The organism is Micromonospora sp. CPM1 (assembly GCF_023896895.1).
In the GTDB taxonomy this organism is placed as follows: Bacteria; Actinomycetota; Actinomycetes; order Mycobacteriales; family Micromonosporaceae; genus Micromonospora; species Micromonospora tulbaghiae.
This window is the reverse complement of record NZ_JAMHIU010000003.1, coordinates 79,002-105,941: the sequence shown is the minus strand read 5'-3', so window position 1 is coordinate 105,941 and position 26,940 is coordinate 79,002. Positions and strand designations below refer to the sequence as shown.

The window sequence follows — 26,940 nt, the reverse complement described above, 5'->3', positions numbered from 1 at the left end:
TGGCGGACGGAACTCGCTCGCCGCTACGACTAGGCTGCAGGCAGACGACGACCGGACGGAAAGGGGAGCGACGTGCTCGTGGCCGGCTTTCCCGCGGACGCCTTCGGCACCAACTGCTATGTGGTGGCGACCGGGCCGGGGGAGCAGTGCGTGGTGGTCGACCCCGGCATCGGGGTGCTCGACCGGCTCGACGCCGTGCTCGCCGAGCACCGCCTGCACCCGGCCGCCGTGCTGCTCACCCACGGCCACCTGGACCACACCTTCTCCGTCGCCCCGGTCTGCGGCGCGCGGGGCATCCCGGCCTACGTCCACCCGGACGACCGGGAACTGCTGGCCGACCCGAGCAAGGCGTTGTCGATGGACCTGACCCAGCTGTTCGGCGGCCGGCTGCCGTACGCCGAGCCGGACGACGTGGCCGAGCTGACCGACGGCGCGACGCTGTCGCTGGCCGGGTTGGAGATCACCGTCGACCACGCCCCCGGCCATACCGGCGGGTCGGTGCTGTTCCGGTTGCCTGGCGCCGGCTCGCCCTGGGAGGCGGAGCAGATCTGCCTCTCCGGTGACGTGCTGTTCGCCGGCTCGATCGGCCGCACCGACCTGCCGGGCGGCAGCATGCCCCGGATGCTGTCCAGCCTGCGGGAGAAGGTGCTCCCGCTGGCCGACGACACGGTCGTCCTGCCCGGCCACGGCCCCGCGACCACGATCGGCCGCGAGCGCGCGACCAACCCGTACCTCGTCGAGGTGGCGGGCACCGGCGGCGCGCGCCCGGCTGCGCCCACCCGCGGCCTCTGACCGCCGCGGCCCACGACGTTTCGCCCGCGCCCCGCGCGGGATCGAGGAGTACGCCATGAGCAAGCCCACGCCCATCTCCGGCTTCCCCGAGTGGACGCCGGCGCAGCGGATGATCGAGCAGTTCGTGCTCGACCGGATCCGCGCTACGTTCGAGCTGTACGGCTTCGCCCCGCTGGAGACCCGTTCGGTCGAGCCGCTGGACCAGCTCCTGCGCAAGGGGGAAACCTCCAAGGAGGTCTACCTGCTGCGCCGGTTGCAGGCCGACACCGACGGTCCGGCCGGTGACGACGCGCTCGGCCTGCACTTCGACCTGACCGTGCCGTTCGCCCGCTACGTGCTGGAGAACGCCGGCAAGCTCCAGTTCCCGTTCCGCCGCTACCAGATTCAGAAGGTGTGGCGGGGTGAGCGCCCGCAGGAGGGCCGCTACCGGGAGTTCCTCCAGGCCGACATCGACATCGTCGACCGGGACACCCTGCCGGCCCACTACGAGGCCGAGATGCCGCTGGTCATCGGTGACGCGCTGCGGTCGCTGCCGATCCCGCCGGTGCGTATCCAGGTCAACAACCGCAAGATCTGCGAGGGGTTCTACCGGGGCATCGGGCTGACCGACACGGAGGCGGCGCTGCGCGCCGTCGACAAGCTCGACAAGATCGGCCCGGCCGGGGTGACGGAACTGCTGGCGAGCACCGCCGGGGCGAGCGAGGCGCAGGCCAAGGCCGTGCTGGCGCTGGCCGAGATCTCCGCGCCGGACGCCTCCTTCGCCGACGCGGTGCGCGGCCTCGGGGTGAGCGACCCGCTGCTGGACGAGGGCGTCGCGGAGCTGACCGCCGTGGTGGAGACCGCCGGCGCGCACGCGCCCGGCCTCTGCGTGGCCGACCTGCGCATCGCGCGGGGCCTGGACTACTACACGGGTACGGTCTACGAGACGCAGATGATCGGCTACGAGCGGTTCGGCTCGATCTGCTCCGGCGGCCGGTACGACAACCTGGCCAGCTCCGGCAACGTCCGGTTCCCCGGCGTGGGCATCTCGATCGGCGTGACCCGGCTGCTCGGCCTGTTGTTCGGCGCGGAGGCGCTGTCGGTGTCCCGTTCGGTGCCGACCTGCGTGCTGGTGGCCGTGACCGCCGAGGAGGACCGGGCGGCCAGCGACGCGGTCGCGGCGGCGCTGCGGTCGCGGGGTGTGCCCACCGAGGTGTCCCCGTCGGCGGCCAAGTTCGGCAAGCAGATCCGGTACGCCGAGCGGCGCGGCATCCCGTACGTCTGGTTCCCCGGCGCGGACGGCGACGAGGTCAAGGACATCCGTTCCGGCGAGCAGGTGCCGGCCGCGGCGGGCGAGTGGACGCCGCCCCGGGCGGACCTGAAGCCGCTGGTCGGCCCGGCGGGCACTGGCGTCTGAAGACGTTTCGACCTACGGTGGCGTAAGTTACGCCACCGTAGGGAGAACGTCGTGAACGTGCTCAGCCAGACCGCTCTGCTCACCGAACTCGAGCCGGTGGTCGAGAAGAACCTCGACCGCCACCTGTCGCTGGCCAAGGAATGGTTCCCGCACGAGTACGTGCCGTGGAGCGAGGGCCGCACCTTCGACGGCCCGCTGGGCGGCGAGGCGTGGTCGCCGGAGGACTCGACGCTGCCCGAGGTGGCCCGGACCGCGCTGATCGTCAACCTGCTCACCGAGGACAACCTGCCGTCGTACCACCACGAGATCGCCACCCTGTTCGGGCGCGACGGCGCGTGGGGCACCTGGGTGCACCGGTGGACGGCGGAGGAGGGGCGGCACGGCACGGCGATCCGCGACTACCTCACCGTGACGCGGGCGGTGGACCCGGTGGCGCTGGAGCGGGCCCGCATGGTGCACATGTCGGCCGGTTACCAGAACGTGCACGACCAGGAGATGCTGCACTCGCTGGCGTACGTGTCGTTCCAGGAGCTGGCGACGCGCATCTCGCACCGCAACACGGGCCGGGCCACCGGCGACCCGATGTGCGAGGCGCTGCTGGCCCGGGTCGCCGCGGACGAGAACCTGCACATGGTCTTCTACCGCAACCTGCTCGGCGCGGCGTTCGAGCTGGCCCCGTCGCAGGCGATGCGTGCCGTCGCCGACGTGCTCGCCAACTTCCAGATGCCGGGTGTCGGCATCGACGGCTTCGCCCGCAAGTCGGTGGCGATCGCGCTGGCCGGGATCTACGACCTGCGCCAGCACCGTGACGAGGTGGTGATGCCGGTGCTGCGCCAGTGGAACCTGTTCGACGTGACCGGCCTGAACGCCGACGGCGAGGCCGCCCGCGACCAGATCGCCGCCCACCTGGACACCCTGGAGACCCAGGCGTCCCGCTTCGAGGAGCGCCGCGCAGCCCGAGCCGCCCGCGTCTCCGCCCGCACCGCCTGACCCCCGCCCCCCGTCCGCTCGCGCGATCTTGCACTTGCGGCCCCCGCGAATGCCGCGAAACCGGCGCTGCGGGGGCCGCAACTGCAAGATCGCCGGGGTCAGGGGAGGGGGTCAGGGGAGGGGGAAGATGAGGCAGGTCGAGGTGGCGTGGGCTGCCAGGCGGTTGGCGGGGTCCGTGAGGCGGGCCTCGGCCAGGGCGGTACGGCGGCCCCGCTGGAGCACGGTGCCCTCGCAGCGCAGCAGGCCGGTGTCGACGGTGACCGGGCGCAGGAACTTCACGTTGAGGTCCAGCGACGTGTAGCCGACGCCGGCCGGCAGCGTGGTGTGCACGGCGCACGCCGCGGCGGTGTCCAGCAGCGTGGAGAGGACGCCGCCGTGCACGGTGCCGAGCGGGTTGTAGTGGAACTCCTGCGGCAGCAGCTCGACCGCCACGCGCCCCTCCTCGGCCTCCATCCGGGACATGTCGACGAGGTGCATGATCGGCGGCGCGGCCAGCTCCCCGGCGATCATCGCCCGCATCAGTTCCAGGCCGCTGCGCCGGCCCAGGTGTGCGGCGCCGCCCGCCGGGTCGGACCAGGTGAACGTACGGGTGCGCTCCTGCGTCTGCGTCATGGACTCAGCCTCGCAGCGCGTTGCTGAGTCTGTCAATCAGACCTAGCCTGGTCGACATGAGACCCGCGGCACTGGACTGGTCGGTGGAGAACTGCACCATCGCGCGCGCCATGGAGGTCCTCGGTGAGCGGTGGACCCTCGTCGTGCTGCGCGAGGTCTTCAACGGCGTACGCCGGTTCGACGACATGCGGGTGCGTACCGGCATCCCGCGCCAGGTGCTGACCAACCGGCTCGCCATGCTCGTCGAGCGCGGCGTGCTGCGCCGGGAGCCGTACCGCGAGCCGGGCAGCCGGCCGCGCCACGAGTACCGGCTCACCGAGATGGGCCTGGACCTGTGGCCGGTGCTCGTCGCGGTGCTCGGATGGGGCGACCGCTACCTGGCCGACCCGGAGGGCTCGCCGCTGAGCGTCGCGCACCGCGACTGCGGCGCCGAGGTCCGGGTCGCGTTGCGGTGCGCCGAGGGGCACGAGATCACCGAGGCGCGCGACGTGCTGCCCCGCCCGGGCCCGGGCGCCCGCCGCCGCGCACCCTGAGCCGCTCTGACAGATGATGTCGATGTTGTTGCTTCGGCGTTACACCGGGCGCTGGTGCGAATCCGGGCAAAGCCATGTCTTGCTTACGATCTTAAATGTGTGAATACTTTGGGCACCCGGGCGGTTTCCCCAGGTCGCCCGGGTTGTCCTCGGGCGCGCCCCCATGACAGCGCCCGTTCACCCCCATTCGGAGGTTGTTACATGCGACCCACGAGGTCCACGCTCCGCCGCGCCGCCGCAGTCGCCGTCGCCGGCACCCTGGTCACCGGCTCGCTGCTCGGCGCCCCCGCGCAGGCCGCCCCCACGGCCCTCTCGCCGGACGCCGCCGCCACCCTCGTCGAGAAGCTCGGCGCCCGCGCGGCCGGCACGTACGCCGACGCCAGCGGCAAGATGGTCGTCACGGTGACCGACACCGCCACCGCCCGCCAGGTGCGCGACGCCGGCGCCATCCCGAAGATCGTGGCGCGCGGCGCGGACAAGCTCAACGCCGCCACCAGCGAGCTGGAGCGCTCCGCCAAGATCCCCGGCACCGCCTGGTGGACCGACCCGGCCACGAACCAGGTCGTCGTCTCCGTCGACAGCACCGTCACCGGCGCCAAGCTGGAGCGGGTCAAGGCCGCCGCCGCCCGTCACAACGGCGCGATCCGCATCGAGGCCGAGGCCGGCGTGCTGAGCACCCGGATCTCCGGCGGCCAGGCGATCTACGCCGGCGGCGGGGGTCGCTGCTCGCTCGGGTTCAACGTCCGCAGCGGCTCGACCTACTACTTCCTCACCGCGGGCCACTGCACCAACATCTCGTCGAGCTGGTACAGCAACTCCGCGCAGACCAGCCTGCTCGGCACCCGGACCGGCACCAGCTTCCCGGGTAACGACTACGGCATCGTCCGGCACAACAACTCGGCCAACGCGGCCGGCAACGTCTCGCTCTACAACGGCAGCTTCCAGGACATCACCTCGGCCGGCAACGCGTACGTCGGCCAGTCCGTCCGCCGTTCCGGCAGCACCACCGGCCTGCGCAGCGGCAGCGTCAGCGCGCTCAACGCAACCGTGAACTACGCCGAGGGCAGCGTCTCCGGCCTCATCCGCACCAACGTCTGCGCCGAGCCGGGCGACAGCGGCGGCTCGCTGTTCGCCGGCACCGTCGCGCTCGGCCTCACCTCCGGTGGTAGCGGCAACTGCCGCACCGGTGGCACGACCTACTTCCAGCCGGTCACCGAGGCCCTCAGCCGCTACGGCGTGAGCGTCTTCTGATCCACGCACTCCCACGAACGGGCCGCCGGGTGACCGGCGGCCCGTTCCGCGTACCCGTCTCAGGCGCCCGCGCCGAGGCGGCCCGGACCGACCGGCGGGCCGTCCGGCCGGGGCGGCTCCGACGGCCGGGCCGTCCAGTGCCGGTGGGCCCGCCGCGCGGACAGCACCGCCGCCAGCTGCCAGAGCGTCACCGCGAGCGCGGCCACCCGCTCGGCCAGCCCGGTCCGGGAGCCGCCCGTCACCTCGGCCACCGACCAGCCGAACAACGCCAGCAGCACCGCCGTGACGGCCAGCGCCACCGGCCGGCGGAACGCCCGCGGCGGCCGGCCCGCCGGGGAGGCGGCCACCGTACGCGGCACCCTGCGGGGCAGGCGCAGCGCCGTGCCGGCCGGCCACAGCGCCAGCGCGAGCACCGCCACGGTGGCCACCACTCCGTGCGCCGGGGAGCCGCCCACCTGCGGCCGGGGGAACGCGATGAGCGCGACGGTGGCCACGGCCCAGCTCGGTACGGCACCCACCCGGCCACGGTAGACCGCCGGACCCGGCCCGCATGGCGCTTTGGCCACGCACCCTGAGCGGCCCGGCTCGACGGGTGCCGGGGAGCGGGCCCGCCCGTCCTGACAGAATGCGGGGGAGCAGTGAGTGGACCAGATTGAGGAGACGCCAGCCGTGATCCGTACCCACAATGCCGGAAGCCTGCGCGCCGCGGACGCCGGCTCGACGGTGACGCTCGCCGGGTGGGTGGCCCGCCGGCGCGACCACGGCGGTGTCATCTTCGTCGACCTGCGTGACGCCTCCGGCGTCGTGCAGGTGGTCTTCCGCGAGGAGGACGCGCACGCGCTGCGCAACGAGTTCTGCGTCAAGGTCACCGGCGAGGTGACCCGCCGCCCGGAGGGCAACGAGAACCCGGACCTGCCGACCGGCGAGGTCGAGGTGACAGCGACCGCGCTGGAGGTGCTCTCCGAGGCCGCGCCGCTGCCGCTGCCGGTGGACGACCAGATCGAGGCCGGCGACGACATCCGGCTCAAGTACCGCTACCTGGACCTGCGCCGGGGCGGCCCGGCCAAGGCCATGCGGCTGCGCTCGCGGGCCAACCAGATCGCCCGCGGCGTGCTGCACGAGCGGGACTTCCTGGAGATCGAGACGCCGACGCTGACCCGCTCCACCCCGGAGGGTGCGCGCGACTTCCTGGTGCCGGTGCGCCTGCAGCCCGGTAGCTGGTACGCGTTGCCGCAGTCGCCGCAGCTGTTCAAGCAGCTGCTCATGGTCGGCGGCATGGAGCGGTACTACCAGATCGCCCGCTGCTACCGCGACGAGGACTTCCGCGCCGACCGCCAGCCGGAGTTCACCCAGCTCGACATCGAGATGTCGTTCGTCACCGAGGACGACGTGATCGACCTGGGCGAGGCGATCGTCTCGGCGTTGTGGAAGGACCTCGCCGGCTACGAGATCTCCCGGCCGATCCCGCGCATCACCTGGCACGACGCCATGTCCCGGTACGGCTCGGACAAGCCGGACCTGCGCTACGGCGTGGAGCTGACCGAGCTGACCGACTACCTGCGCGGCACCGAGTTCCGGGTGTTCGCCGGCGCGATCGACGCGGGCGGCTACGTCGGCGCGGTGGTCATGCCCGGCGGCGCCTCGCAGACCCGCAAGGAGCTTGACGGCTGGCAGGACTGGGCCAAGGCGCGCGGCGCGCGCGGCCTGGCGTACGTGGTGCTGGACGCCGAGACCGGCGAGCCGCGCGGCCCGGTGGCGAAGAACCTGTCCGAGGCGCACCTGTCCGGCCTGGCCGACGCGGTCGGCGCGAAGCCCGGCGACGCGATCTTCTTCGCCGCGAGCACGAACACCCGCGAGGCGCAGGAGCTGCTCGGCGCCGCCCGGATCGAGATCGCCAAGCGGTCGAACCTGGTCGACGAGAGCGCCTGGGCGTTCTGCTGGGTGGTGGACGCGCCGATGTTCGAACGCACGGACGAGGGCGGCTGGACCGCCGTGCACCACCCCTTCACCTCGCCGAACGCCGAGTGGGTGGACCGGTTCGAGGAGGCACCGGACCGGGCGCTGGCCTACGCGTACGACATCGTCTGCAACGGCAACGAGATCGGCGGCGGCTCGATCCGTATCCACCGGGGCGACGTGCAGCAGCGGGTGTTCGACCTGCTCGGCATCACCGCCGACGAGGCGCAGGACAAGTTCGGCTTCCTGCTGGAGGCGTTCAAGTACGGCGCTCCGCCGCACGGCGGCATCGCGTTCGGCTGGGACCGGGTCTGCATGCTGCTCGCCGGCGCGGACTCGATCCGCGAGGTGATCGCGTTCCCGAAGACCCGGGGCGGCTTCGACCCGCTGACCGGCGCGCCCACCCCGATCACCGGGCAGCAGCGCGCCGAGGCCGGCATCGACGCCAAGCCGAAGGCGCCGGCCGGCGCGCACGCCGGCACGGCCGGCCCGGCCGCACCGGTGGCCGACCCCACCTGATCGTTCGCCCGCCGGAACGGCCCGCGTCATGATGACGCGGGCCGTTCCGATCTTGAGGGGGACTGATGCATCTGCTCGTGGTGGGAGCCGGCGGCTTCCTCGGCGCCGAGGTGTGCCGGCAGGCGGTCGCCGCCGGGCACCGGGTCACCGGCACGTACCACCGCGCCGCCGTCGCGGTGCCGGGCGTCGCGCCGCGCCGGCTCGACGTGACCGACCGCGCCGCCGTGCGCGAGCTGCTGATTCGGGTACGCCCCGACGCGGTCGTCGCCACCCCCTACCGGTACGACGACTGGGCGGTCACGGCGGACGGGGCGGCCCACATCGCGGTAGCCGCCGCCGAGGTGGGCGCCCGGCTGGTGCACCTGTCCAGCGACGCGCTGCACGCCGGGCGGCCCACGCCGTACGCGGACGAGGACGTGCCCACGCCGCTGCACCCGTACGGGGCGGCGAAGGCGGCGGCGGAGACGGCCGTACGGGCGGTGGATCCGGCCGCGGCGGTGGTGCGGACCTCGCTGATCGTGGGGGAGGGCAGCAAGCAGATCCAGCTCTGCCGGGACGCGCTGGCCGGGCGGGCCACCTTGTTCACCGACGAGCTGCGCTGCCCGGTGCACGTCACCGACCTCGCCGCCGCGGTGCTGGAGCTGGTGCCGGGCGACTACGCCGGGCTGCTCAACGTGGCCGGGCCGGACGCGGTGAGCCGCGCCGAGCTGGGCGTGCTGGTGGCCCGGCACGACGGGGTGGACGCGCGCGGGCTGCCCACCACCACGATCGCCGCCGCCGGGCAGCACCGCCCGGGTGAGGTGGTGCTGGACTCCACCCGCGCCGCGGGGCTGCTGCGGACCCGCCTGCGGGGGATCACCGAGCTGTACGGCTAGTTGCACAGATTCTTTGCAAGCCTCTTGTGCATGGAAAGTGTGCACAGATATTGTGCATCTCATGGAGGAGAAGAAGGAGCGCACCGTACGCATCGACCACCGCCAGGTTCGTGCCCTGGCCCAACCGCTGCGCATGCGGCTGGTCGGGGCGCTGCGCGTGGGCGGCCCGGCCACCGCCACCGCCCTCGCGGAGATGCTCGGCACCAACAGTGGTGCGACCAGCTATCACCTGCGTCAGCTCGCCGAGGTGGGTCTCGTGGTGGAGGACCCGAGCCTCGGCACCGGCCGCCAGCGCTACTGGCGGGCCGCGCACGACGTCACCAACTGGGAGTCCAGCGACTTCGACGACGACCCGGACTCGCGGGCCGCCATCGAGTGGCTGGAGGCGGACTACTTCCGGTTCTTCGGCCAGCACGCCGAACGGTGGTTCGCCCAGCGGCACCGGTGGTCGGCGGAGTGGCGCGACGGGTTCGGCATGGGCGACTTCTTCATGCGGATCCCGGTCGAGCGCCTCAAGGCGATCCAGGAGGAGGTCTTCGCGGTCTTCGAGCGGCACCGCGACGAGACCGATCCGGACGACCCCGACGCCGAGACGGTGCAGCTCTACCTCGCCGCCCTCCCGATGGACGCGGCCTACCCGCGGTCCGCCCCGCCGCCCACCGAGGAGAAGCCGTGACCGCGCTGTCCGTACGCCAGATCCGGTTCCGCTACCTCACGCTGTACGGCCTGCGCTGGTTACCGACCGGCCTGCTCATGCCGGTGATGATCCTGCTGATGCAGGAGCGCGGGCTCACGCTGTCCCAGATCGGCCTGGTCGCCACCGCGCAGGGCCTCGTGGTGCTGGCGCTGGAACTGCCCACCGGCGGCTTCGCCGACGCGCTCGGCCGCAAACCGGTGCTGGTCGCCGCCTGGGCCATCGGCCTCGGCTCGCTGGCGCTCATGGCGGTGGCCGACTCGTTCTGGATGTTCTTCCTGGTCTGGGCGTTGCAGGGCGTCTACCGGGCGCTCGACAGCGGCCCGATGGAATCCTGGTACGTCGACGCCACGCTCGCCGCCGACCCGAAGGCCGAGTACGAGCGCGGCCTCGGCTGGGCCGGCACCGTGGTCGGCGTCGCCATCGGCGCGGGCGCGCTGCTCAGCGGCGGCCTGGTCGCGCTCGGCCCGATCGGCCCGGTCAGCGCGCTGGCGCTGCCGGTGATCGTCGCCGCCGTGCTTCAGGCCGTGTCCATCGTGGCACTGCTGGCGCTGATGGCCGAGCGGCGGCCCGCGACCGGCCCGGCCGCGCTGCGCGCCTCGGTGGTCGACGCGCCCCGCATGGTCGGGCAGGCCGTCGGGCTGCTGCGCCGCAACCGGGTGCTGCTGGCCCTGGTCGCCGTCGAGCTGTTCTGGGGCTTCGGCATGGTCACCTTCGAGTCGCTGCTCCCGGTACGCCTCGCCGACGTGGTCGGTGGCGCCGACCGGGCGGCGGCGCTGCTCGGTCCCGCCGGCACGGCGGCCTGGCTGGCGAACGCCGCCGGCGCCGCGCTCACCCCGTTCCTGCTGCGCCGCCTCGGCGCCGCCCCGGCCGCCGCGCTGATGCGGATCCTCCAGGGCGTGACGGTGGTCGGCATGGGCCTGCTGGCCGGTCCGGTCGGCGTGCTCATCGCGTACCTGGCCTGCTACGCCGTGCACGGCGCGTCGAACCCGCTGCACATGGGCCTGCTGCACCGGCAGGTCGACGGCCCGTACCGGACGAGCGTGCTCTCGCTGAACTCGATGGCCGCCCAGCCGGCCGGCGCGCTCGGCGCGGTCACGCTGACCGCGCTGGCCGACGCCACGAGCGTCAGCGTCGCCATGATCGTCGGTGCGGTGATGCTCGCCGTGGCCGCGCCGCTCTACCTGCCGGCCTGGCGCGCCGCCCGCCGTACCCCGCAGGACGTCACAGTGGAGCCGGAGGCGACGGCCGGCCCCGGCCACTCCGGCCTGGCGCCCGAGCCGGCCGGCCCGTCCCTCGACGCCGCGGCAGCCCCCGCCGGCCGCGACTGACCCCGGCGCGATCCGCCGGGACCGGACGAGATCTTGGTACGCGAGCGCCCCTGTGACGGCCGTTCCGTACCAAGATCTCGTCGTGGGAGGCTGCGTCAGGCGAGCCGGATCGACGTGCGACGTTCGGCGGCGGTGAAGCCGAGCCGGCGGTAGAGCCGGATCGCGCCCACATTGTCCGGGTACACGCCCAGCGCCACGGCGTCGTACCGGTCGAACAGGGCACACGTCATCCCGGCGGTCAGCGCCGCGCCCAGCCCCCGGCCGCGATGCCCGGGCGCGACCGTCAGCCCGGCCAGGAAGCCGATGTCGCCCCGGCTGCGATCGGCACCGCAGGCGAGCAGGCGGTCACCGTCGCGGATGCCGTACCAGCCGACGATGCCCGGATCGCCCGGTCGGGAGGTGGTGCTCGGGAACGCCTCCTCGATCAGCGCGGCCAGCGCGGGACGGTCGGCCCCGGTCAGGCGTACCACCCGCTCCTGCTCCGGCTGGTGCGGTGGCGGCGCGGTGGTCCAGAGGAAGTCCCACTCGGTGAGCCGGGCCACCGGCAGCCGCGCGGACACCTCGGCCGGATCCGCCCGGGGCAGGTTGATCGACTGGCCGGCCGACAGCGCACCGTCCGCCCGCTGGGCGGCGAAGACGTCGAGCGCCGGGCCGGGAGCGCCGACCGCGCCGCCGGCCGACCACTCGCCCGGCGGGAGCAGCCACCCGACCGCGCCGCCGTGCCGCCATCCGCGTACGGCCTCGTCGCGCCGCAGCGCGTGCCGGGCGAACGGGTGACGGCGGGCCGCGGCGAGCAGTGCCTCCGGCCCGGTCAGCGCCTCGTCGACCGTGATCATTCCGCCAGCCTACGAGCATCCGCGGTCCGTACCGGAGGCCGGGCCATCTCCTGTTCCACGGTGGAGATTGACGAACAGACCGATTGGGTACATCCGTCGCCGACCTGCTGGGAACCCCCACCGGAGGAACGACATGCTCGCCATTCTCGCGGCCATCGTGTTCGGTTTCGCGCTGCTGCTCGACTTCATGAACACCGACCTCGGCGCCCCCGATCTGTTCAGCACCACGACGCTCATGCTCATCGGCTTCCTGCTGCTCTCGCTCTACCTGGCCGGCGTCGGCTCCGGCCCGCGCGGCGGCGGTGGCGGCCGGTGGTACCGGGGCCGGCGGCCGGGTCGCGGCTGACCGGAAAAGACCACCCCGGGCCGGGACGGCGGCGCGATTCCGGCGTCGTCGGCCCGGCCCGGTACTGTTCTCGTGATGGAATCGGACGCCCTCTTCACCCTCGGCGAGCCGGCCGGCGCACCCGCGGGCGCGGGCGGCGCCGACGGCTTCACCGACACCCGGGCGGACTCGCCCCTGCCGGTGCGGATGCGCCCGGCGGGCATCGACGAGCTGGTCGGGCAGGAGCACCTGCTCGCGCCGGGAGCGCCGCTGCGTCAGCTGGTCGAGGGCGCGGCGCCGATGTCGGTGATCCTCTGGGGTCCGCCGGGCAGCGGCAAGACCACCATCGCCCACCTCGTGGCCCGGGCCACCGACCGGCGGTTCGTGGCGATGTCCGCACTGACCGCGGGCGTGAAGGACGTGCGCGCCGTGATCGACACCGCCCGGCGGCAACGCCGGTCCGGCGGCCCGCCCACAGTGCTGTTCATCGACGAGGTGCACCGGTTCAGCAAGACCCAGCAGGACTCGCTCCTCGCCGCCGTCGAGGACCGGACGGTCACGCTGCTGGCGGCGACCACGGAGAACCCGTACTTCTCGGTCATCTCGCCCCTGCTGTCGCGCTGCGTGCTGCTCACCCTCCAGGCCCTGGACGACGACGACGTACGCGGGCTGCTGCGCCGCGCGGTCGCCGACGAGCGCGGGCTCGGCGGCGCGCTGGTCCTGGCGCGGGAGGCGGAGGACCACCTGGTCCGGCTCGCCGGGGGCGACGTGCGCAAGGCGCTCACCGCGCTGGAGGCCGCGGCGGCCACCGCGACCGCGCTGGGCACCGGCCGGATCGACCTGGCCGTGGCCGAGCAGGCGGTCGACGTGGCGGCGGTGCGCTACGACCGGGACGGCGACGCCCACTACGACGTGACGAGCGCGTTCATCAAGAGCATGCGCGGCTCGGACGTGGACGCGGCACTGCACTGGCTGGCCCGGATGCTGGTGGCCGGCGAGGACGCCCGGTTCATCGCCCGCCGGCTGGTGATCTTCGCCAGTGAGGACGTCGGCATGGCCGATCCCACCGCGCTGACAGTGGCCACCGCGGCCGCCCACGCGGTCGAGTACGTGGGCCTGCCGGAGGCACAGCTCAACCTGGCCCAGGCGGTCATCCACCTGGCCACCGCGCCGAAGTCGAACTCGGCCACCACAGCGATCGGCGCTGCCGTCGCCGACGTACGCGCGGGTCGGGGCGGCGCGGTGCCGCGCGGTCTGCGCGACGCCCACTACTCCGGCGCGCGGGGCCTCGGCCACGGCGCCGGCTACCGCTACCCGCACGACGACCACCGGGGGGTGGTCACCCAGCAGTACGCTCCGGACGACCTCGTCGGAACCGACTACTACCAGCCCAGCGGGCACGGCGCGGAGCGGGCGGTGGCCACCCGGCTGCCGCTGCTGCGCCGGATCGTGCGCGGGCTGCCGGCTCCGGCGACCCGGGCGGAGGCCGGCGCCCCGGCCGCCGCGAACGGGGCCCGGGTGGGGGGCGGCGAGCAGGCCAGCGGGGCGAGTGAGGGCGGCAGCGACGCCGCCGAGGGGGGTCAGTAGTGATGGCGCGTGGTCCGGAGCGGCCGGCGGACGGCCCCGACGAGCGGCGCGACCCGCGGGGCAAGGGCCGCCGGTGGGGACGGGGCCGGGCCGAGCCCGAGCTGGACCCGACCGTCGTCGGCGAGGAACTCGGCTGGATCGACGACCTGCGTACCGCCAAGCAGCAGGGCGGTGAACTCGGACCGGACGGGGGCGCCCCCGCGCCGCGCCCCGGCACCGACCCGTCCTGGCCGGACGGCGAGCCGGCCCGGCCACCCCGCCCGGCCGCCGCGCCGGGTCCGGGCCCCGGTGTGCCGCCCGCCGGCCGGCAGGCTCCGCGGCCCCCGGCATCGGGCGCCCAGCCGCCCTCGACCGGCCAGCCGGTTCCGCCGCCGTCGCCCGCCGGCCGGCCCGGCACTCCGTCGGCAGGTGCACCCCCGGCTCCCGGCCGGCCGGTTCCGCCCTCGGCTGCCACGCCCCAGGCTCCCGGCCGGTCCGTTCCGCCGCCGGCCGCCGCGCCGCAGGCTCCCGGCCGACCGGTTCCGCCGTCGGCCGCCGGGCCGCAGGCTCCCGGCCGGCCCCATCCGGGCGGGCCCGCTCCGGCCGGCCGCACCGACCCGACGATGCCGCCCGTGACCGGCCGTCCCGGCCCGACCGCGCCCCCGGCCGCCGGGCGTCCCGGCGGGCCGGTCACCGGACGACCCGGTACCGACCTGCCCCCGGCTCCCGGCCGACCGGGCGTCGACACGCCTCCGCCTGCCGGACGGTCCCGGGTGGACACCGCCCCGCCGTCCGGCCGGCCCGGCGTGGACATGCCTCCGGCTCCCGGGCGCCCGCCCGCGGACACGCCGCCGGGGGTCCGCCCGCCGGTCGTGGACGCGCCCTCCGGTGGTGGCCGTCCCGGCCCGGAGACGCCGCCCGGTGGTGGCCGGCCCGGTCCGCGTCCGCCGGTCATGCGCCGCCCCGACACGCCCGGTCCGGCCGCGCCGCCGATGCGCCCCGGCGGTCCCGATACCGGTGCCCCGCGCCGGGCCGGTGACGGCCCGTGGCCCGGCGGCCCCGAAGCCGGCGCCCCGCACCGCCCCGTCGACGGTCCGTGGCCCGGCGTGCCCGAGGCACCCCGTCCCGCGGACGCGCCGTACCGCCGCCGCGTGGACGGACCCACCGGCCAGCAGCCACCCGTCGCCGGCACCCGCGTCCCGCCCGCTCCACCGACCTCCGGCCGGGCACCCGCCGACCCGGGCCGGCCGCCTGTCGACGGTGACACCCGGGTACCGCCGACGCCGCGCGGCCGGCACGGATCCGGACCCGAGGTCCCGCACCAGGCCGATCCGACGATCCCGCCGCCGCCCGTCGGCCGACGCGCCCGGGCGGACGACACCGCCGGCATCCAGCCGGTTTCCGGTGGTGCCCGCCGGGCCCGCGCCGAGGACACCGACGCCGGCCAGCCGCTCCCGGGTGGAGCACGCCGGGCACGGCCCGACGACGTGGCACCCGGTACCCGGCCGGTCTCCAGTGCGGGCCGGCGGGCCCGTGCCGACGACGTACCGCCCGGCACCCGCCCCGTCTCCGGCGCGGGCCGTCGCGCCGCGCCGGAAGGTGCCGGACCCGGCGGGCCGGCCGGACGGGCCGTACCGGACGCCGCCCCGGTCTCCGGCGGCGGGCGACGCGCCCGGCACGACGAGCCCACCGGCGGGCACCACGTGTCCGCGCCCGGCGGCGAATCCGCAGCCGTGCCCACGCCGGGCACCGGCCGCCGGGCCGCCCCGGAACGCCCCCCGGTCGTCCCGCGCAGCGGAAACGCGCCGGACCTGCCGGGCGCGCCCGTGTCCGGCAGTCCGGCGACCGGCCCGACCCCGCCCGCCGGCCGCCGCGGCACGCCCGCCGGCCGCGGTGCCGCACCCGACGTACCCGGCAGCCGCCGGGCCGCGCCCGATGCCGCCGGTGGCCGCCGGGCCGCTCCCGACGAGCCGGTCGGTCCCGGCGCCGGCGTCGAGACGCCCGGTCGCCGGGCCGCGCGTGACGATGCCGGTGAGCCGCGGCCGCAACGGCCCGACCGGCCCGCGGACTGGCTGCGGCAGGCCGGTCGCACGCCGCACACCGACCCGGCCATGCCGGTCACCCGCCGCCCGGCCGGACCTCCGGCCGAGGAGCCGTCCGGTCGTCCCGGTGGGCCCGCCGGCCGGGCCGGCGTCGCGGTTCCGCCGGTGCGTCCCGAGCCGGGTACGCCGTCCCCGCGCCCCGGACAGCCCGGCCCCGACGTGCCGGCGCGCGCCGAACCGGCGGGCCGCCCCGGCCAGCCCGGTCCGGCCGTGCCCCCGGCCCGGTCCCAGCCGTCCGACCCGTCGCGCGGCGGGCCCGGTCCGGCCCGCGGCGCGGCGCGCCCCGGTGTCGCGCCCGCTCCCGGCCCGGCCGGTCCCGGTCCGCGCGGCGATCTCGATCGCACGGGCGGGATTCCCGCGGGTGGTGGCCGTCCCGGTGGTGCTCCGGCGGGTCCGGCCGGCCCTGCCCGCCCGGGTCCGCGTGGCGATCTCGATCGCACGGGCGGGATTCCCGCCGACGGTGGCCGCCCCGGTGGCGGCCCGGCGGGTCCGGCCGGTCCCGGTCCGCGTGGCGACGTCGAGCGCACCGGTGGGATGCCGGTCGGTGCGGGCCGCCCCGGTGGCGGTCCGGCCGGACCCGGTGGCGACGGGCGCGGGGTGGCACGCCCCGACGACACCCGGCCCGGTGCCGGGCCCCGTCCGCCGGTGGCACCCGGCACCCGAGGGCCGGCAGGCGACGGCCCGGTGCCGCCCGGCGCGCCGGTGACCGCCCGCGCGGCAGCCGGTGTGGCCCGCCCGGTCGCGCCGGACGAGCGGAGCGCCGGACGTGCGACGCCACCCGGACCGGAGCCGGACCGGCCCGGACCGGGCAACGCGGCGACACCGGCGACGGCCCGGGCGGCTGTGGTCGTACCCCCGGGGGAGCCCGCGGGGCCACGGCCCGCAGCGGGCGGCGCGCCACGGCCCGGCGGTCCCGGACCGGACGACAGCGGCGCGGAGGCCGGGGGCCTGCGCGGCGCCCGGTCCGAGCTGCGCCGGCAGATGCGCGAGCGCACCCGGCTGCGGCTGGGCATCCTCGCCCTGGTCAGCCTCGTGCTGCTCGGCGCGGTGCCGCTCTACTTCGGGATGCGGACGCTCAGCCGCGACCCGGTCTTCGACACCCTCGACGCGCTCGCCGTGCCCGCCTGGGCGCAGAGCAACACCGTCGACAACGTCAGCGGCAGCCGCTGGTGCCTCCAGGAGTGCCGCCTGCGTGAACGTTCCGTCGAGTCGGAGCAGGGGTGGAAGGAGACCGTCGCGGTCTACGAGAAGGCGCTGACCGGGGACGGGTGGCGGCGCTGGAAGGTCGACCGCTGCCCGGACGAGAAGGTCCCGGGTAGCTACACCTGCTGGCGCCGGGACGAACTGACGCTCGACCTGTGGGTACGCGACCGCACCTGCACGCCACCGCCGGTGGACGGGGCGCCCGCGCCGACCGCACCGGCCACGCCCGCAGCGGCGGAGTGCACCGGCTCGTTGGTGTCGGTGAAGGTGCGCAACGCGATCGACGACGAACGCACCGGACCGACACCGACCACCGATCCGTCACTCACCGGTGAGGATCCGTACCCGACCCTGACCGACGACCCGCTGGGCGAGGCGACCCCCTCACCGTCGTGAGCCGACTTTCATCACGGACGGTAGGGTCTGGGGCTGGCACGCCCGTCCGCGCCCGGTGACCGGGTCGGCGTGGCGCGAAGTGGGTAGGTACGGTCGCGCGTTCCGGGGCGTCGGGTCCCGGGACACTGCTTGAGGAGGACTTTCGCGTGAGTGGTGGAGAGATCGCTGCGCTGATCGCGGCCGGCGCGTTCCTGATGCTGGTGCTCGTGCTGGCGGTGCCGATCCTGCGGCTGCGGCACACCGTGGACGCGACGACCCGCATGATCACCGACGTGAACGAGCGCACCGCGCCGCTGCTCGGCGACGTGAACACCACGGTGAAGAACGTCAACGTGGCGCTGGAGCAGGTGCAGACCTCGCTGGACGGGGTGAACCTGCAGCTCGCCAAGGTGGACACCATGACCAGCCACGCGCAGAACGTCACCGCGAACGTGGCGAACCTGGCCACCGTGGTCTCCGCCGCCGCCGCGAACCCGCTGGTCAAGGTGGCCGCGTTCGGCTACGGCGTGCGCCGGGCCGCCTCCGCCCGCCGGCACGCCGAGACCGAGCGCGAGGTGCGCGACACCATCAAGCAGCAGCGTCGCGCCGCCAAGCGCGGCAACCGCTGACCCCGACCGGCGTACGCGGGAAGGATGAGAACATGAGGCGGTTGTTCTGGCTGGGCATCGGGCTGGCCGTGGGCGTCCTGGTGGTGCGCAAGGCCACCCGGACCGCGCAGGCGTACACCCCGGGCGGCATCGCCAGCGGGCTGTCCGAGTCCGCCGGCGGTCTGGTCGAGTCGCTGCGGGCGTTCGTGGACGACGTCCGGGTCGGCATGGCCGAGCGTGAGCAGGAGATCCACGAGGCCTTCGCCCGCGGCGAGGTGTACGACGACCAGTTCGCCGAGCTGCGGGAGGACCCGCGGATCGGTGACCGAGAGATTTTCCCGGAGGACCACCAGCGATGAAGACGGCGGAGATCAAGCGGCGGTTCCTCGCCCACTTCGAGGCGAACGGGCACACCGTGGTGCCGTCCGCTCCGCTGCCCGCCATCAGCGACCCGAACCTGCTGTTCATCAACGCGGGCATGGTGCAGTTCGTGCCCTACTTCCTGGGCCAGCAGACCCCGCCGTACGCGCGGGCGACGAGCGTGCAGAAGTGCATCCGGACGCCGGACATCGACGAGGTCGGCAAGACCAGCCGGCACGGCACGTTCTTCCAGATGAACGGCAACTTCTCCTTCGGTGACTACTTCAAGTCCGGTGCGATCCCGCTCGCCTGGGACCTGGCCACCAAGCCGGTCGAGGCGGGCGGCTTCGGGCTGGACCCGGAGCGGATCTGGGCCACCGTCTACCTGGACGACGACGAGGCGTACGACATCTGGCGCGCCACCGGCGTGCCGGCCGAGCGGATCGTGCGCCGCGGCAAGGCGGACAACTTCTGGTCGATGGGCATCCCCGGCCCGTGCGGCCCGTGCTCCGAGCTGTACTACGACCGCGGCCCGGCCTACGGCCGCGAGGGTGGCCCGGAGGTCGACGAGGACCGCTACCTGGAGTTCTGGAACCTCGTCTTCATGCAGTTCGAGCGCGGTCCGGGTGTCGGCAAGGAGGACTTCCCGATCCTCGGCGACCTGCCGGCGAAGAACATCGACACCGGCATGGGCCTGGAGCGGATGGCCTCGCTGCTGCAGGGCGTGGACAACCTCTACGAGATCGACGAGGTCAAGCCGATCCTGGACCGGGCCGCCGAGCTGACCGGCAAGCGCTACGGCGTGCACTCCGGCCACGCGGCGAACGAGTCGCACCCGGACGACGTACGGCTCCGGGTGATCGCCGACCACGTGCGCACCTCGCTGATGCTCATCGGCGACGGCGTGACCCCGTCGAACGAGGGCCGGGGTTACGTGCTGCGGCGGATCATGCGCCGGGCGATCCGGGCGGTGCGGCTGCTCGGCTACCAGGACCGGGCGCTGCCGGAACTGCTGCCGGTGGCCCGCGACTGCATGGCGCCGTCGTACCCGGAGCTGGCCGAGGACTTCGGCCGGATCTCCCAGTACGCGTACGCCGAGGAGGACGCGTTCCTGGCCACGCTGCGCGCCGGCACCACGATCCTGGACACCGCCATCGCCGAGACCAAGTCGGCCGGCAAGGCGGCGCTCTCCGGTGACAAGGCGTTCCAGCTGCACGACACGTACGGCTTCCCGATCGACCTGACCCTGGAGATCGCGGCCGAGCAGGGCTTGCAGGTCGACGCGGAGGGCTTCCGCCGGCTGATGGCCGACCAGCGCAGCCGGGCCAAGGCCGACGCGCAGGCGCGCAAGACCGGGCACACCGACGTGTCGGCGTACCGGTCGGTGCTCGACGGCGGCGGGCCGGTGGAGTTCACCGGCTACACCGAGCTGAGCCGGGAGTCCCGGGTGCGCGCGCTGCTGTCCGGCGGCGCCACCGTGTCGGCGGCGGTCGAGGGGGACACGATCGAGCTGGTGCTCGACACCACCCCGTTCTACGCCGAGGGCGGCGGCCAGCAGCCCGACCAGGGGCTCATCACCGTCGGCGGCGGCCAGGTCGAGGTCTTCGACGTGCAGCAGCCGGTGCCCGGCCTGATCGTGCACCGGGCCAAGGTGGTGCGCGGCGAGGTGCGCTCCGGCGAGACCGGGTACGCCGAGATCGACGTGTCCCGCCGCCGGGCGATCTCCCGCTCGCACACGGCGACGCACCTGGTGCACCAGACGATGCGCAACTTCCTCGGCGAGTCGGCGACCCAGGCGGGTTCGCTCAACGCGCCGGGCCGGCTGCGGTTCGACTTCAACACCCCGACGGGTGTGGCGCCGAGCGTGCTGCACGACGTCGAGCAGCAGGTCAACGAGGTGCTGCTGGCCGACCTGGAGGTGCACGCGTTCGTCACCAGCCAGGAGGAGGCCCGCCGGATCGGGGCGATGGCCCTGTTCGGCGAGAAGTACGGCGAGCGGGTCCGGGTCGTCGAGGTCGGCGACTACGCCCGTGAGCTGTGCGGCGGCACGCACGTGGCCCGCTCCGCCCAGCTCGGCCTGGTGAAGATCCTCTCCGAGGCGTCGGTGGGTTCCGGAGTACGCCGGATCGAGGCGCTCGTCGGCATGGACGCGTTCGGCTTCCTGGCCCGCGAGCACCTGCTGGTGTCCCGGCTGGCCGAGCTGTTCCGGGTGCCGGGGGAGCAGGTCGCCGACCGGGTGGAGCAGACCGTCACCCAGCTGCGCGACGCGGAGAAGGAACTGGAGAAGCTGCGCGCCCAGCTCGTGCTCGGCGGGGCCGGTGCCCTGGCGGCGCAGGCGAAGGACGTGCGCGGCGTCGCGTACGTCGGCACCGAGGCACCGGAGGGCGCGGCGGCCAACGACGTGCGGACCCTCGCCCAGGAGATCCGGGGCCGGATCGACGCGGCCCGCCCGGCGGTGGTCGCGGTGGCCGCCCGGGCAAACGGCAAGGCGTCGCTCGTGGTGGCCGTCAACCAGGCCGCCCGGGGACGGAACCTGAGCGCGAAGGACCTGGTCAAGGCCGCGTTCTCCGGCCGGGGCGGCGGCAGCGACGACCTGGCCCAGGGCGGCGGGCTGCCCGCGACGGAGGCGCCGAACCTGCTGGTCACCGTCGAGCGGGCGGTCGCCGACGCGGCATGAGCGAACGGATGTACGCCAGGGCGGGCCACCCGGTCCGCCCTGGCCCGTACCGGCGGGGAGGTGTCCGCTCGTGACCGAGCTGTCCCGTGGCGTCCGGCTGGGTGTCGACGTCGGTCAGGTCCGGGTGGGGGTGGCCCGCTGTGATCCGCACGGCATCCTCGCCACGCCGCTGGTCACGCTGGCCCGCGATCTGACGGCCGAACCGGACGCGGTGCCCGCCGACATGGCCGAGCTGGTCCGGCTCGCAGCCGAGCACGAGGCGGTGGGGATCGTGGTCGGGCTGCCGGTCAACCTCGCCGGAAAACACGGCCCCGCGGCGGTGAACGTATCAGCATATGCCAGCCGTTTGGCTGATGTAATGAGGCCGATTCCGGTGACGCTGACGGACGAGAGGATGTCTACCGTCGTCGCGAGTCGTAGGCTGGCCGAACGGGGCGTCCGGGGAAAGCGCCAACGAGCGGTGGTCGACCAGGCTGCCGCGGTGGAGATTCTGCAGAGCTGGCTGGACGCACAGCGGAGGCGGACGCAATGATCGACGATCTTGATCTGGGGTTCGACGAGCCGGACAGGGGGGAGAAGGGCCGGCACCGGCGCGGCGCGGTGCGCCGGCGCCAGGGCAAGTCCGGCGGCGGCCGGGGCAAGACCCTTCTCGCACTCGCGCTCGCGCTGGTCCTGCTGGGCGGCATCGGCGGCGGCGCGTTCTACGGCTTCGACCGGGTCCAGAACTACTTCGTCACCCCCGACTACGACGGCTCCGGCACCGGCGAGGTGACAGTCGAGATCAAGCAGGGCGCGCTGATCGCCGACATGGCCGACGCGCTCGTCGCGGCCGACGTGGTGAAGAGCACCAAGGCGTTCATCGAGGCCGCCGAGGAGAACTCGCGCAGCAAGAACATCCAGCCCGGCACGTACAAGCTGCGCAAGCAGATGAGCGGTGACGCGGCGGTCGTGGCGCTGCTGGACCTCAAGAACAAGATCGTCAATGGGATCACCATCCCCGAGGGGCTCACCGCGAAGACGGTCTACAAGCGGCTGTCCGAGAAGACCGACATCCCGGTCAAGGACTTCGAGGCCGCCGCGAAGGACCCGGAGGCGCTCGGCGTACCGGACTGGTGGTTCAAGCGCTCCGACGGCAAGAAGGTCAAGCCGTCGATCGAGGGATTCCTGTTCCCGGACACCTACGAGATCCCGCCGAAGGCCACCGCCGAGACGGTGCTCAAGCTGATGGTGGACAACTTCCTCACCGTCACCTCCGGCATGCAGTACGCCGAGAAGGTGCAGAAGGACCGCGGCGGCATCACCCCGTACGAGGCGCTGATCGTCGCGTCGCTCGCGCAGGCCGAGGCCGGCAACAAGGCCGACCTGGGCAAGGTCGCCCGGGTCGCGTACAACCGGGTCTTCGGGGAGTTCCCCTGCAACTGCCTGGAGATGGACGTCACCGTCAACTACTACCTGGAGCTGACCGGGCAGAAGACCAAGGCGTCCAAGGACATGACCGCCGCCGAGCTGGACGACCCGAAGAACCCGTACAACCGCAAGCTGCGCGGGCTGGTCCCGTCGCCGATCAACAACCCGGGCAAGGAGGCGCTGGAGGGCGCGCTGAGCCCGCCGCCGGGCAAGTGGCTCTACTTCGTGGCGATCAGCAAGGACGGCCGCTCCGCGTTCGCCGAGACCTACGACGAGCAGCTGCGCAACGAGCGGAAGGCCAAGGAGGCCGGGATCATCTGATGGCCGATCCCCGCCGTGCCGCGGTGGTCGGCAAGCCGATCGCCCACTCGCTCTCCCCGGTGATCCACACCGCCGGGTACGCGGCGGCCGGGCTGACCGGCTGGTCGTACACCCGGATCGAAGCCGGCGCCGACGACCTGCCCGGCCTGGTCGCGGGCCTCGGCCCGGAGTGGGCCGGGCTGTCGGTGACCATGCCCGGCAAGGAGGCGGCGCTCGCGCTGGCCGACGAGGTCTCGCCGGTCGCCGCCGCGGTCGGCGCCGCCAACACGTTGGTACGCCGGCCCGACGGCACCTGGTACGCCGACAACACCGACGTCGCCGGCATGGTCGAGGTGCTCACCGGTGCCGGTTGCGTGGCCGGGGCGGTCGTCACCGTGCTCGGCGCGGGCGGCACGGCCCGGGCCGCGATCGCGGCGGCGGCCCGGATCGGGGCGGCCGAGGTGACAGTGGTGGCCCGCCGCCCGGAGGCGGTCGACGAGCTGCGCCCGGTCGCGGCGGCGGCCGGCGTGCCGCTCGCGGGCGCCGAGTGGGACGGCGCGCCCGCCCACGCCCGCGCCGATCTGGTGATCTCCACGGTTCCCAAGGGCGTCGCCGACCCCCTCGCGGACAACTTCGACTGGCGGCCCGAGTCCGTCTTCTTCGACGTGGTCTACGACCCGTGGCCCACGCCGCTCGCGGCGGCGGCGCTCGCCGCCGGATGCCGGGTCGTCTCCGGGCTGGACCTGCTGCTGGCCCAGGCGTTCGGCCAGTTCGAGCAGTTCACCGGCGTCACCGCGCCACGCGCCGCGATGGCCGACGCCCTGGCACGGGAACGGGTCGGCGCCGGACCGGCGTGACCGGTGCGCGGACGGGCCCGTCCGCAGGGCGGGACGCGGCGGGCGGCGTACGCCGGTGACCATCGGGCGTGACAGACTGACCGTCGTGTTGCGCTGGCTGACTGCAGGTGAATCGCACGGACCCGCCCTCGTCGCGATGCTGGAGGGCGTACCCGCCGGCATCGAGGTGACCACCGGGGAGATCTCCGGCGAACTGGCCCGGCGCCGGCTCGGCTACGGCCGGGGCGCCCGGATGTCGTTCGAGCAGGACGAGGTCGAGATCATCGGTGGGCTCCGGCACGGCGTGACGCTGGGCAGCCCGGTGGCGATCCGGGTCGGCAACTCCGAGTGGCCCAAGTGGCGCACCGTGATGGCCGCCGACCCGGTCGACCCGGAGGAGCTGGCGAGCCAGGCCCGCAACGCGCCGCTCACCCGTCCCCGCCCAGGTCACGCCGACCTGGCCGGCATGCAGAAGTACGGGCACACCGACGCCCGGCCGATCCTGGAACGCGCCAGCGCCCGGGAGACCGCCGCCCGGGTCGCGGTGGGTACCGTCGCCAAGGCGCTCGTGCGTCAGGCGCTCGGCGTCGAGATCGTCTCCCACGTGGTCGAGCTGGGTCCGGTGGCGGTCAAGCCGGGCCTGCGCCCCACGCCGGAGGATGCCCCGCGCATCGACGCCGACCCGCTGCGCTGCCTCGACGCCGAGGCCAGCGCCCGGATGGTCGCCGAGGTCGACGCCGCGAAGAAGGCCGCCGACACGCTCGGTGGCGTGGTCGAGGTGCTCGCGTACGGGGTCCCGCCGGGCCTGGGCAGCCACGTGCAGTGGGACCGCAAGCTCGACGCCCGCCTCGCCACCGCGCTCATGTCGATCCAGGCGATCAAGGGTGTGGAGATCGGCGACGGCTGGCAGCAGGCGCGTTCCCGCGGCTCGGAGGCGCACGACGAGATCGTGCCCACCGCGACCGGGGTGCGGCGGATCACCGACCGGGCCGGTGGCCTGGAGGGCGGCATCACCACGGGTGAGCCGCTGCGGGTGAAGGCGGCCATGAAGCCGATCTCGTCGCTGAACCGGGCGCTCGCGACGATCGACGTGACCACCGGCGAGCCGGCCACCGCGATCAACCAGCGCTCGGACGTGTGCGCGGTGCCGGCGGCGGCCGTGGTGGCCGAGGCGATGGTCGCGCTGGTGCTGGCCGAGGCGGCGGTGGAGAAGTTCGGCGGCGACTCGGTCGCCGAGATGCGCCGCAACCTGGCCGGTTACCTCGACAGCCTGGTGGTCCGGTGAGCGCGAGGAACGCAGCGCAGCGGAGTCCCGCAGTCGCGAACGAGAGGTGGCAACGATGAGCACCCGGCCGGTCTGCGTGCTGGTCGGGGCGCCCGGCTCCGGCAAGACCACAGTCGGTACGGCGCTCGCCGAGGTGCTCGGCGTCGGCTTCCGGGACACCGACGCCGACATCGAGAACCTCGCCGGCAAGCCGATCCCGGAGATCTTCGTGGACGAGGGGGAGGAGCACTTCCGTACCCTCGAACGGGCCGCCGTGGCGGCGGCGCTCGCGTCGCACGCGGGTGTGCTCGCGCTCGGCGGCGGCGCGGTCCTGGCCGAGGAGAACCGGGCCGCGCTGATCGGCCACACGGTGGTGCACCTGTCGGTGGAGCTGCCCGACGCGCTCAAGCGGGTCGGTCTCGGCGCCGGCCGGCCGCTGCTCGCGCTGAACCCGCGCGCCACGCTCAAGCACCTGATGGACCAGCGCCGCCCGCTCTACGCCGAGGTGGCGACCGCGACTGTGGTCACCGACGGGCGTACGCCGCAGGAGTTGGCCGCGGAGATCGCCGCGCTGCTCAAGCCCTGACCCGCCCCGCCCGACTGCGCCCGGCTCCCGGCTCCCTCGGTGGAACGCCGTGGGTGTCTCGTGAGCGTTGTGGCACCCATGGCGTTCCAGCCGGCATGCATGCCGTCGGTGGGTGGAACGCCATGGGCGAGTGAGGAGGCGTGCCGGCGCGAGGGTGGACGGTCAGGCGTTGGCCGCAGCGGTCCCGGCCGTCCGGCGTCCGGCCCGGCGGCGAGGGCTCGGCGCGCGGCGGCGCCGGGCCGGTTCGGGCCGCCAGGTGGCCAGCAGCGCGAGCGCAAGCGCGATCTCGGCCAGGTCGCCGAGGTAGTACATGAGCGTGGCGCCCGCCCGCAGCTCGGCGGCGGTGGCGGGCACGTCGACGAACAGCCCGGCGTAGAGCAGCTGGGCGATGGTGGCGTGCGCGGCCACCCCGAACCCGATCACCACCAACCGGACCGGTACGCGCGGGCGGTGCGGTCCCGGGTCCGGACCGGCGATCGACCAGGCGAACAGGCAGCCGCTGAGCAGGAAGTGCAGGTTCACCAGCGTGTGCAGGGCCGGGCTGTCCAGCGTGGCCCGGTACAGCGGGGTGAGGTAGAGCAGCCAGAGCCCGCCCGCGGTGAGCAGCAGCCCGGTCACCGGGTGGCCGAGCACCCGCGCGACCGGATGCCGCAGCAGGTGGACCAGCCTCCGGCCGGTACGCCGGTCCAGCGTGCGCAGCAGCAGCGTGACCGGGGCGCCGAGCACCAGCGCCAGCGGCGCGAGCATGCCGATCAGCAGGTGCTGCCACATGTGCCCGACGAAGTCCCCGGCGGGCCACAGCAGCCCGGCCGTCAGCAGCAGCGCGCCCAGCCCGAAGCTTGCCGTGCGGGCGTGCGGCCAGCCCGGCCCGCCGGGGTCGCGCAGCCGCAGCGCGGCGGCCAGGTACGCCCAGAACAACGCCACCGGGATCAGCGCGGTGGCCGGGAAGCCGCCGGCGGCGTGCCCGGCGTGGGCCACTGTCACCGGCGCTCCGGCGCGCAGAGGTCGACGGCGCGGGCGCGGCGCTGGATCGCCCAGCCGACCGCGATCAGCACCACGCCGAGGGCGAGGAACCCGAGGTCCCACCAGAGCTGGTTCGGGCCGCTGCGAACGTGGTGGATGCCGAGCAGGTGGTGGTCGATGACGCCCTCGACCAGGTTGAACAGGCCCCAGCCGATGAGTGCCCAGCCCCACAGCATCGGCGAGCGCCACAGCCGGCCGCGGGAGTGGGTGACACGGGAGTAGAGCAGGGCCAGGCCGGTCAGCACCGCCACCCAGGTGACCACGTGGAACAGGCCGTCCCACAGCGTGTTCATCTGCAACCCGGGCACCGTGTCCACCGGGTACTCCCGGACGCCGATGCGGTCGCTGCCGGTGCTGCTGAGCAGGTGGTGCCACTGGAGGACCTGGTGCAGGACGATGCCGTCGACGAAGCCGCCGAGCCCGACGCCGAGGATCGTGGCGGGCAGCCGGATGCTCGTCGCGGACTCCGGTCGGGTCGTGTGTGCCGTCGTCTCACTCATTCCGGCCGCCCTACCCACCCTGC

25 protein-coding genes are annotated in these 26,940 nt (G+C 74.5%); 20 read left to right on the top strand and 5 right to left on the bottom strand.

Annotation, left to right across the window (positions count from 1 at the left end):
- Nucleotides 1–72 precede the first annotated feature (72 nt).
- The 3 genes from M8C11_RS04905 to M8C11_RS04895 are packed head-to-tail and all read left to right on the top strand — an operon-like array spanning nt 73 to nt 3,178.
- Complete coding sequence (locus M8C11_RS04905; protein WP_047892832.1) at nt 73–792, top strand: MBL fold metallo-hydrolase; 720 nt, start codon at nt 73–75, stop codon at nt 790–792.
- Nucleotides 793–847: 55 nt separating this feature from the next.
- The gene (gene hisS / locus M8C11_RS04900) at nt 848–2,188 is read left to right on the top strand and encodes a histidine--tRNA ligase (RefSeq protein ID WP_252448539.1); all 1,341 of its coding nucleotides are present in this window, start codon (nt 848–850) and stop codon (nt 2,186–2,188) included.
- Between the two features lie 51 nt (nt 2,189–2,239).
- Nucleotides 2,240–3,178 carry an acyl-ACP desaturase gene (locus M8C11_RS04895; RefSeq protein ID WP_252448538.1) on the top strand — a complete coding sequence of 313 codons (939 nt, stop codon included), beginning with the start codon at nt 2,240–2,242 and terminating at the stop codon, nt 3,176–3,178.
- 111 nt (nt 3,179–3,289) lie between these two features.
- Here M8C11_RS04895 and M8C11_RS04890 read toward each other — a convergent pair whose 3' ends face one another.
- Nucleotides 3,290–3,790 carry a PaaI family thioesterase gene (locus M8C11_RS04890; RefSeq protein ID WP_252448537.1) on the bottom strand — a complete coding sequence of 167 codons (501 nt, stop codon included), beginning with the start codon at nt 3,788–3,790 and terminating at the stop codon, nt 3,290–3,292.
- Nucleotides 3,791–3,846: 56 nt separating this feature from the next.
- On the opposite strand from M8C11_RS04890, the gene M8C11_RS04885 reads away from it, so the two are divergent.
- Nucleotides 3,847–4,323, top strand: a complete 477-nt coding sequence (locus tag M8C11_RS04885; protein WP_252448536.1) for a helix-turn-helix domain-containing protein — start codon at nt 3,847–3,849, stop codon at nt 4,321–4,323.
- A 201-nt stretch (nt 4,324–4,524) separates the two neighbouring features.
- Nucleotides 4,525–5,574: a S1 family peptidase gene (locus M8C11_RS04880; protein ID WP_120570529.1), complete on the top strand. Its 1,050-nt coding sequence runs from the start codon at nt 4,525–4,527 to the stop codon at nt 5,572–5,574.
- A 59-nt stretch (nt 5,575–5,633) separates the two neighbouring features.
- On the opposite strand, the gene M8C11_RS30495 is transcribed toward M8C11_RS04880, so the two are convergent.
- Nucleotides 5,634–6,092 (bottom strand): DUF998 domain-containing protein, encoded by a 459-nt coding sequence (locus tag M8C11_RS30495; protein ID WP_252448535.1) that lies wholly within the window; start codon nt 6,090–6,092, stop codon nt 5,634–5,636.
- Between the two features lie 151 nt (nt 6,093–6,243).
- On the opposite strand from M8C11_RS30495, the gene aspS reads away from it, so the two are divergent.
- The 4 genes from aspS to M8C11_RS04855 all read left to right on the top strand — a co-directional run bounded on the left by aspS (nt 6,244) and on the right by M8C11_RS04855 (nt 10,949).
- Complete coding sequence (gene aspS, locus M8C11_RS04870; protein WP_252448700.1) at nt 6,244–8,049, top strand: aspartate--tRNA ligase; 1,806 nt, start codon at nt 6,244–6,246, stop codon at nt 8,047–8,049.
- A 65-nt stretch (nt 8,050–8,114) separates the two neighbouring features.
- The gene (locus tag M8C11_RS04865) at nt 8,115–8,924 is read left to right on the top strand and encodes a sugar nucleotide-binding protein (RefSeq protein ID WP_252448534.1); all 810 of its coding nucleotides are present in this window, start codon (nt 8,115–8,117) and stop codon (nt 8,922–8,924) included.
- 61 nt (nt 8,925–8,985) lie between these two features.
- A complete protein-coding gene (locus M8C11_RS04860) occupies nt 8,986–9,600 on the top strand; it encodes a helix-turn-helix domain-containing protein (RefSeq protein WP_252448532.1) in 615 nt (204 codons plus the stop codon).
- A complete protein-coding gene (locus M8C11_RS04855; protein WP_252448530.1) occupies nt 9,597–10,949 on the top strand; it encodes an MFS transporter in 1,353 nt (450 codons plus the stop codon). Before M8C11_RS04860 ends, M8C11_RS04855 begins: the two co-directional genes overlap by 4 nt.
- Nucleotides 10,950–11,044: 95 nt before the next feature.
- Here M8C11_RS04855 and M8C11_RS04850 read toward each other — a convergent pair whose 3' ends face one another.
- Nucleotides 11,045–11,785: a GNAT family N-acetyltransferase gene (locus tag M8C11_RS04850; RefSeq protein ID WP_252448528.1), complete on the bottom strand. Its 741-nt coding sequence runs from the start codon at nt 11,783–11,785 to the stop codon at nt 11,045–11,047.
- 133 nt (nt 11,786–11,918) lie between these two features.
- Here M8C11_RS04850 and M8C11_RS04845 point away from each other — a divergent pair, with 133 nt between their 5' ends.
- The 11 genes from M8C11_RS04845 (at nt 11,919) to M8C11_RS04795 (ending at nt 25,394) form a co-directional block, all read left to right on the top strand.
- Nucleotides 11,919–12,131, top strand: coding sequence for a hypothetical protein (locus tag M8C11_RS04845; protein ID WP_013285485.1), 213 nt, complete (start codon nt 11,919–11,921; stop codon nt 12,129–12,131).
- Between the two features lie 75 nt (nt 12,132–12,206).
- Nucleotides 12,207–13,697: a replication-associated recombination protein A gene (locus M8C11_RS04840; RefSeq protein ID WP_252448526.1), complete on the top strand. Its 1,491-nt coding sequence runs from the start codon at nt 12,207–12,209 to the stop codon at nt 13,695–13,697.
- Nucleotides 13,698–16,759: 3,062 nt separating this feature from the next.
- Nucleotides 16,760–17,377, top strand: a complete 618-nt coding sequence (locus M8C11_RS30490; protein ID WP_308212724.1) for a hypothetical protein — start codon at nt 16,760–16,762, stop codon at nt 17,375–17,377.
- 146 nt (nt 17,378–17,523) lie between these two features.
- The gene (locus M8C11_RS04830) at nt 17,524–17,985 is read left to right on the top strand and encodes a DUF948 domain-containing protein (protein WP_013285490.1); all 462 of its coding nucleotides are present in this window, start codon (nt 17,524–17,526) and stop codon (nt 17,983–17,985) included.
- Between the two features lie 32 nt (nt 17,986–18,017).
- Complete coding sequence (locus M8C11_RS04825; RefSeq protein ID WP_252448523.1) at nt 18,018–18,323, top strand: hypothetical protein; 306 nt, start codon at nt 18,018–18,020, stop codon at nt 18,321–18,323.
- Nucleotides 18,320–21,001, top strand: a complete 2,682-nt coding sequence (gene alaS, locus M8C11_RS04820) for an alanine--tRNA ligase (RefSeq protein ID WP_252448522.1) — start codon at nt 18,320–18,322, stop codon at nt 20,999–21,001. The genes M8C11_RS04825 and alaS overlap by 4 nt, the downstream gene beginning before the upstream one ends.
- A 70-nt stretch (nt 21,002–21,071) precedes the next feature.
- Nucleotides 21,072–21,533: a Holliday junction resolvase RuvX gene (gene ruvX / locus M8C11_RS04815; RefSeq protein WP_252448521.1), complete on the top strand. Its 462-nt coding sequence runs from the start codon at nt 21,072–21,074 to the stop codon at nt 21,531–21,533.
- Nucleotides 21,530–22,729 (top strand): endolytic transglycosylase MltG, encoded by a 1,200-nt coding sequence (mltG, locus tag M8C11_RS04810; protein ID WP_252448520.1) that lies wholly within the window; start codon nt 21,530–21,532, stop codon nt 22,727–22,729. Before ruvX ends, mltG begins: the two co-directional genes overlap by 4 nt.
- Nucleotides 22,729–23,565, top strand: a complete 837-nt coding sequence (locus M8C11_RS04805; protein ID WP_252448519.1) for a shikimate dehydrogenase — start codon at nt 22,729–22,731, stop codon at nt 23,563–23,565. Before mltG ends, M8C11_RS04805 begins: the two co-directional genes overlap by 1 nt.
- An 85-nt stretch (nt 23,566–23,650) precedes the next feature.
- Nucleotides 23,651–24,829, top strand: coding sequence for a chorismate synthase (gene aroC / locus M8C11_RS04800; protein WP_252448518.1), 1,179 nt, complete (start codon nt 23,651–23,653; stop codon nt 24,827–24,829).
- 55 nt (nt 24,830–24,884) lie between these two features.
- Nucleotides 24,885–25,394 carry a shikimate kinase gene (locus tag M8C11_RS04795; RefSeq protein ID WP_252448517.1) on the top strand — a complete coding sequence of 170 codons (510 nt, stop codon included), beginning with the start codon at nt 24,885–24,887 and terminating at the stop codon, nt 25,392–25,394.
- Between the two features lie 162 nt (nt 25,395–25,556).
- On the opposite strand, the gene M8C11_RS04790 is transcribed toward M8C11_RS04795, so the two are convergent.
- Together M8C11_RS04790 and M8C11_RS04785 are read right to left on the bottom strand one after the other, a co-directional pair.
- Complete coding sequence (locus M8C11_RS04790) at nt 25,557–26,378, bottom strand: cytochrome c oxidase assembly protein (protein WP_252448516.1); 822 nt, start codon at nt 26,376–26,378, stop codon at nt 25,557–25,559.
- Complete coding sequence (locus M8C11_RS04785) at nt 26,375–26,917, bottom strand: DUF2243 domain-containing protein (RefSeq protein WP_121683045.1); 543 nt, start codon at nt 26,915–26,917, stop codon at nt 26,375–26,377. The genes M8C11_RS04790 and M8C11_RS04785 overlap by 4 nt, the downstream gene beginning before the upstream one ends.
- Nucleotides 26,918–26,940: the final 23 nt, after the last annotated feature.

Bases quoted from the DNA above. Each gene is read 5' to 3' on its own strand.
- hisS (WP_252448539.1), top strand. From the start codon at position 848: ATGAGCAAGCCCACGCCCATCTCCGGCTTCCCCGAGTGGACGCCGGCG.
- M8C11_RS04890 (WP_252448537.1), bottom strand. From the start codon at position 3,790: ATGACGCAGACGCAGGAGCGCACCCGTACGTTCACCTGGTCCGACCCG.
- M8C11_RS04885 (WP_252448536.1), top strand. From the start codon at position 3,847: ATGAGACCCGCGGCACTGGACTGGTCGGTGGAGAACTGCACCATCGCG.
- M8C11_RS04880 (WP_120570529.1), top strand. From the start codon at position 4,525: ATGCGACCCACGAGGTCCACGCTCCGCCGCGCCGCCGCAGTCGCCGTC.
- M8C11_RS04865 (WP_252448534.1), top strand. From the start codon at position 8,115: ATGCATCTGCTCGTGGTGGGAGCCGGCGGCTTCCTCGGCGCCGAGGTG.
- M8C11_RS04860 (WP_252448532.1), top strand. From the start codon at position 8,986: ATGGAGGAGAAGAAGGAGCGCACCGTACGCATCGACCACCGCCAGGTT.
- M8C11_RS04850 (WP_252448528.1), bottom strand. From the start codon at position 11,785: ATGATCACGGTCGACGAGGCGCTGACCGGGCCGGAGGCACTGCTCGCC.
- M8C11_RS04845 (WP_013285485.1), top strand. From the start codon at position 11,919: ATGCTCGCCATTCTCGCGGCCATCGTGTTCGGTTTCGCGCTGCTGCTC.
- M8C11_RS04840 (WP_252448526.1), top strand. From the start codon at position 12,207: ATGGAATCGGACGCCCTCTTCACCCTCGGCGAGCCGGCCGGCGCACCC.
- M8C11_RS30490 (WP_308212724.1), top strand. From the start codon at position 16,760: ATGCGCGAGCGCACCCGGCTGCGGCTGGGCATCCTCGCCCTGGTCAGC.
- M8C11_RS04825 (WP_252448523.1), top strand. From the start codon at position 18,018: ATGAGGCGGTTGTTCTGGCTGGGCATCGGGCTGGCCGTGGGCGTCCTG.
- alaS (WP_252448522.1), top strand. From the start codon at position 18,320: ATGAAGACGGCGGAGATCAAGCGGCGGTTCCTCGCCCACTTCGAGGCG.
- mltG (WP_252448520.1), top strand. From the start codon at position 21,530: ATGATCGACGATCTTGATCTGGGGTTCGACGAGCCGGACAGGGGGGAG.
- M8C11_RS04805 (WP_252448519.1), top strand. From the start codon at position 22,729: ATGGCCGATCCCCGCCGTGCCGCGGTGGTCGGCAAGCCGATCGCCCAC.
- M8C11_RS04795 (WP_252448517.1), top strand. From the start codon at position 24,885: ATGAGCACCCGGCCGGTCTGCGTGCTGGTCGGGGCGCCCGGCTCCGGC.
- M8C11_RS04785 (WP_121683045.1), bottom strand. From the start codon at position 26,917: ATGAGTGAGACGACGGCACACACGACCCGACCGGAGTCCGCGACGAGC.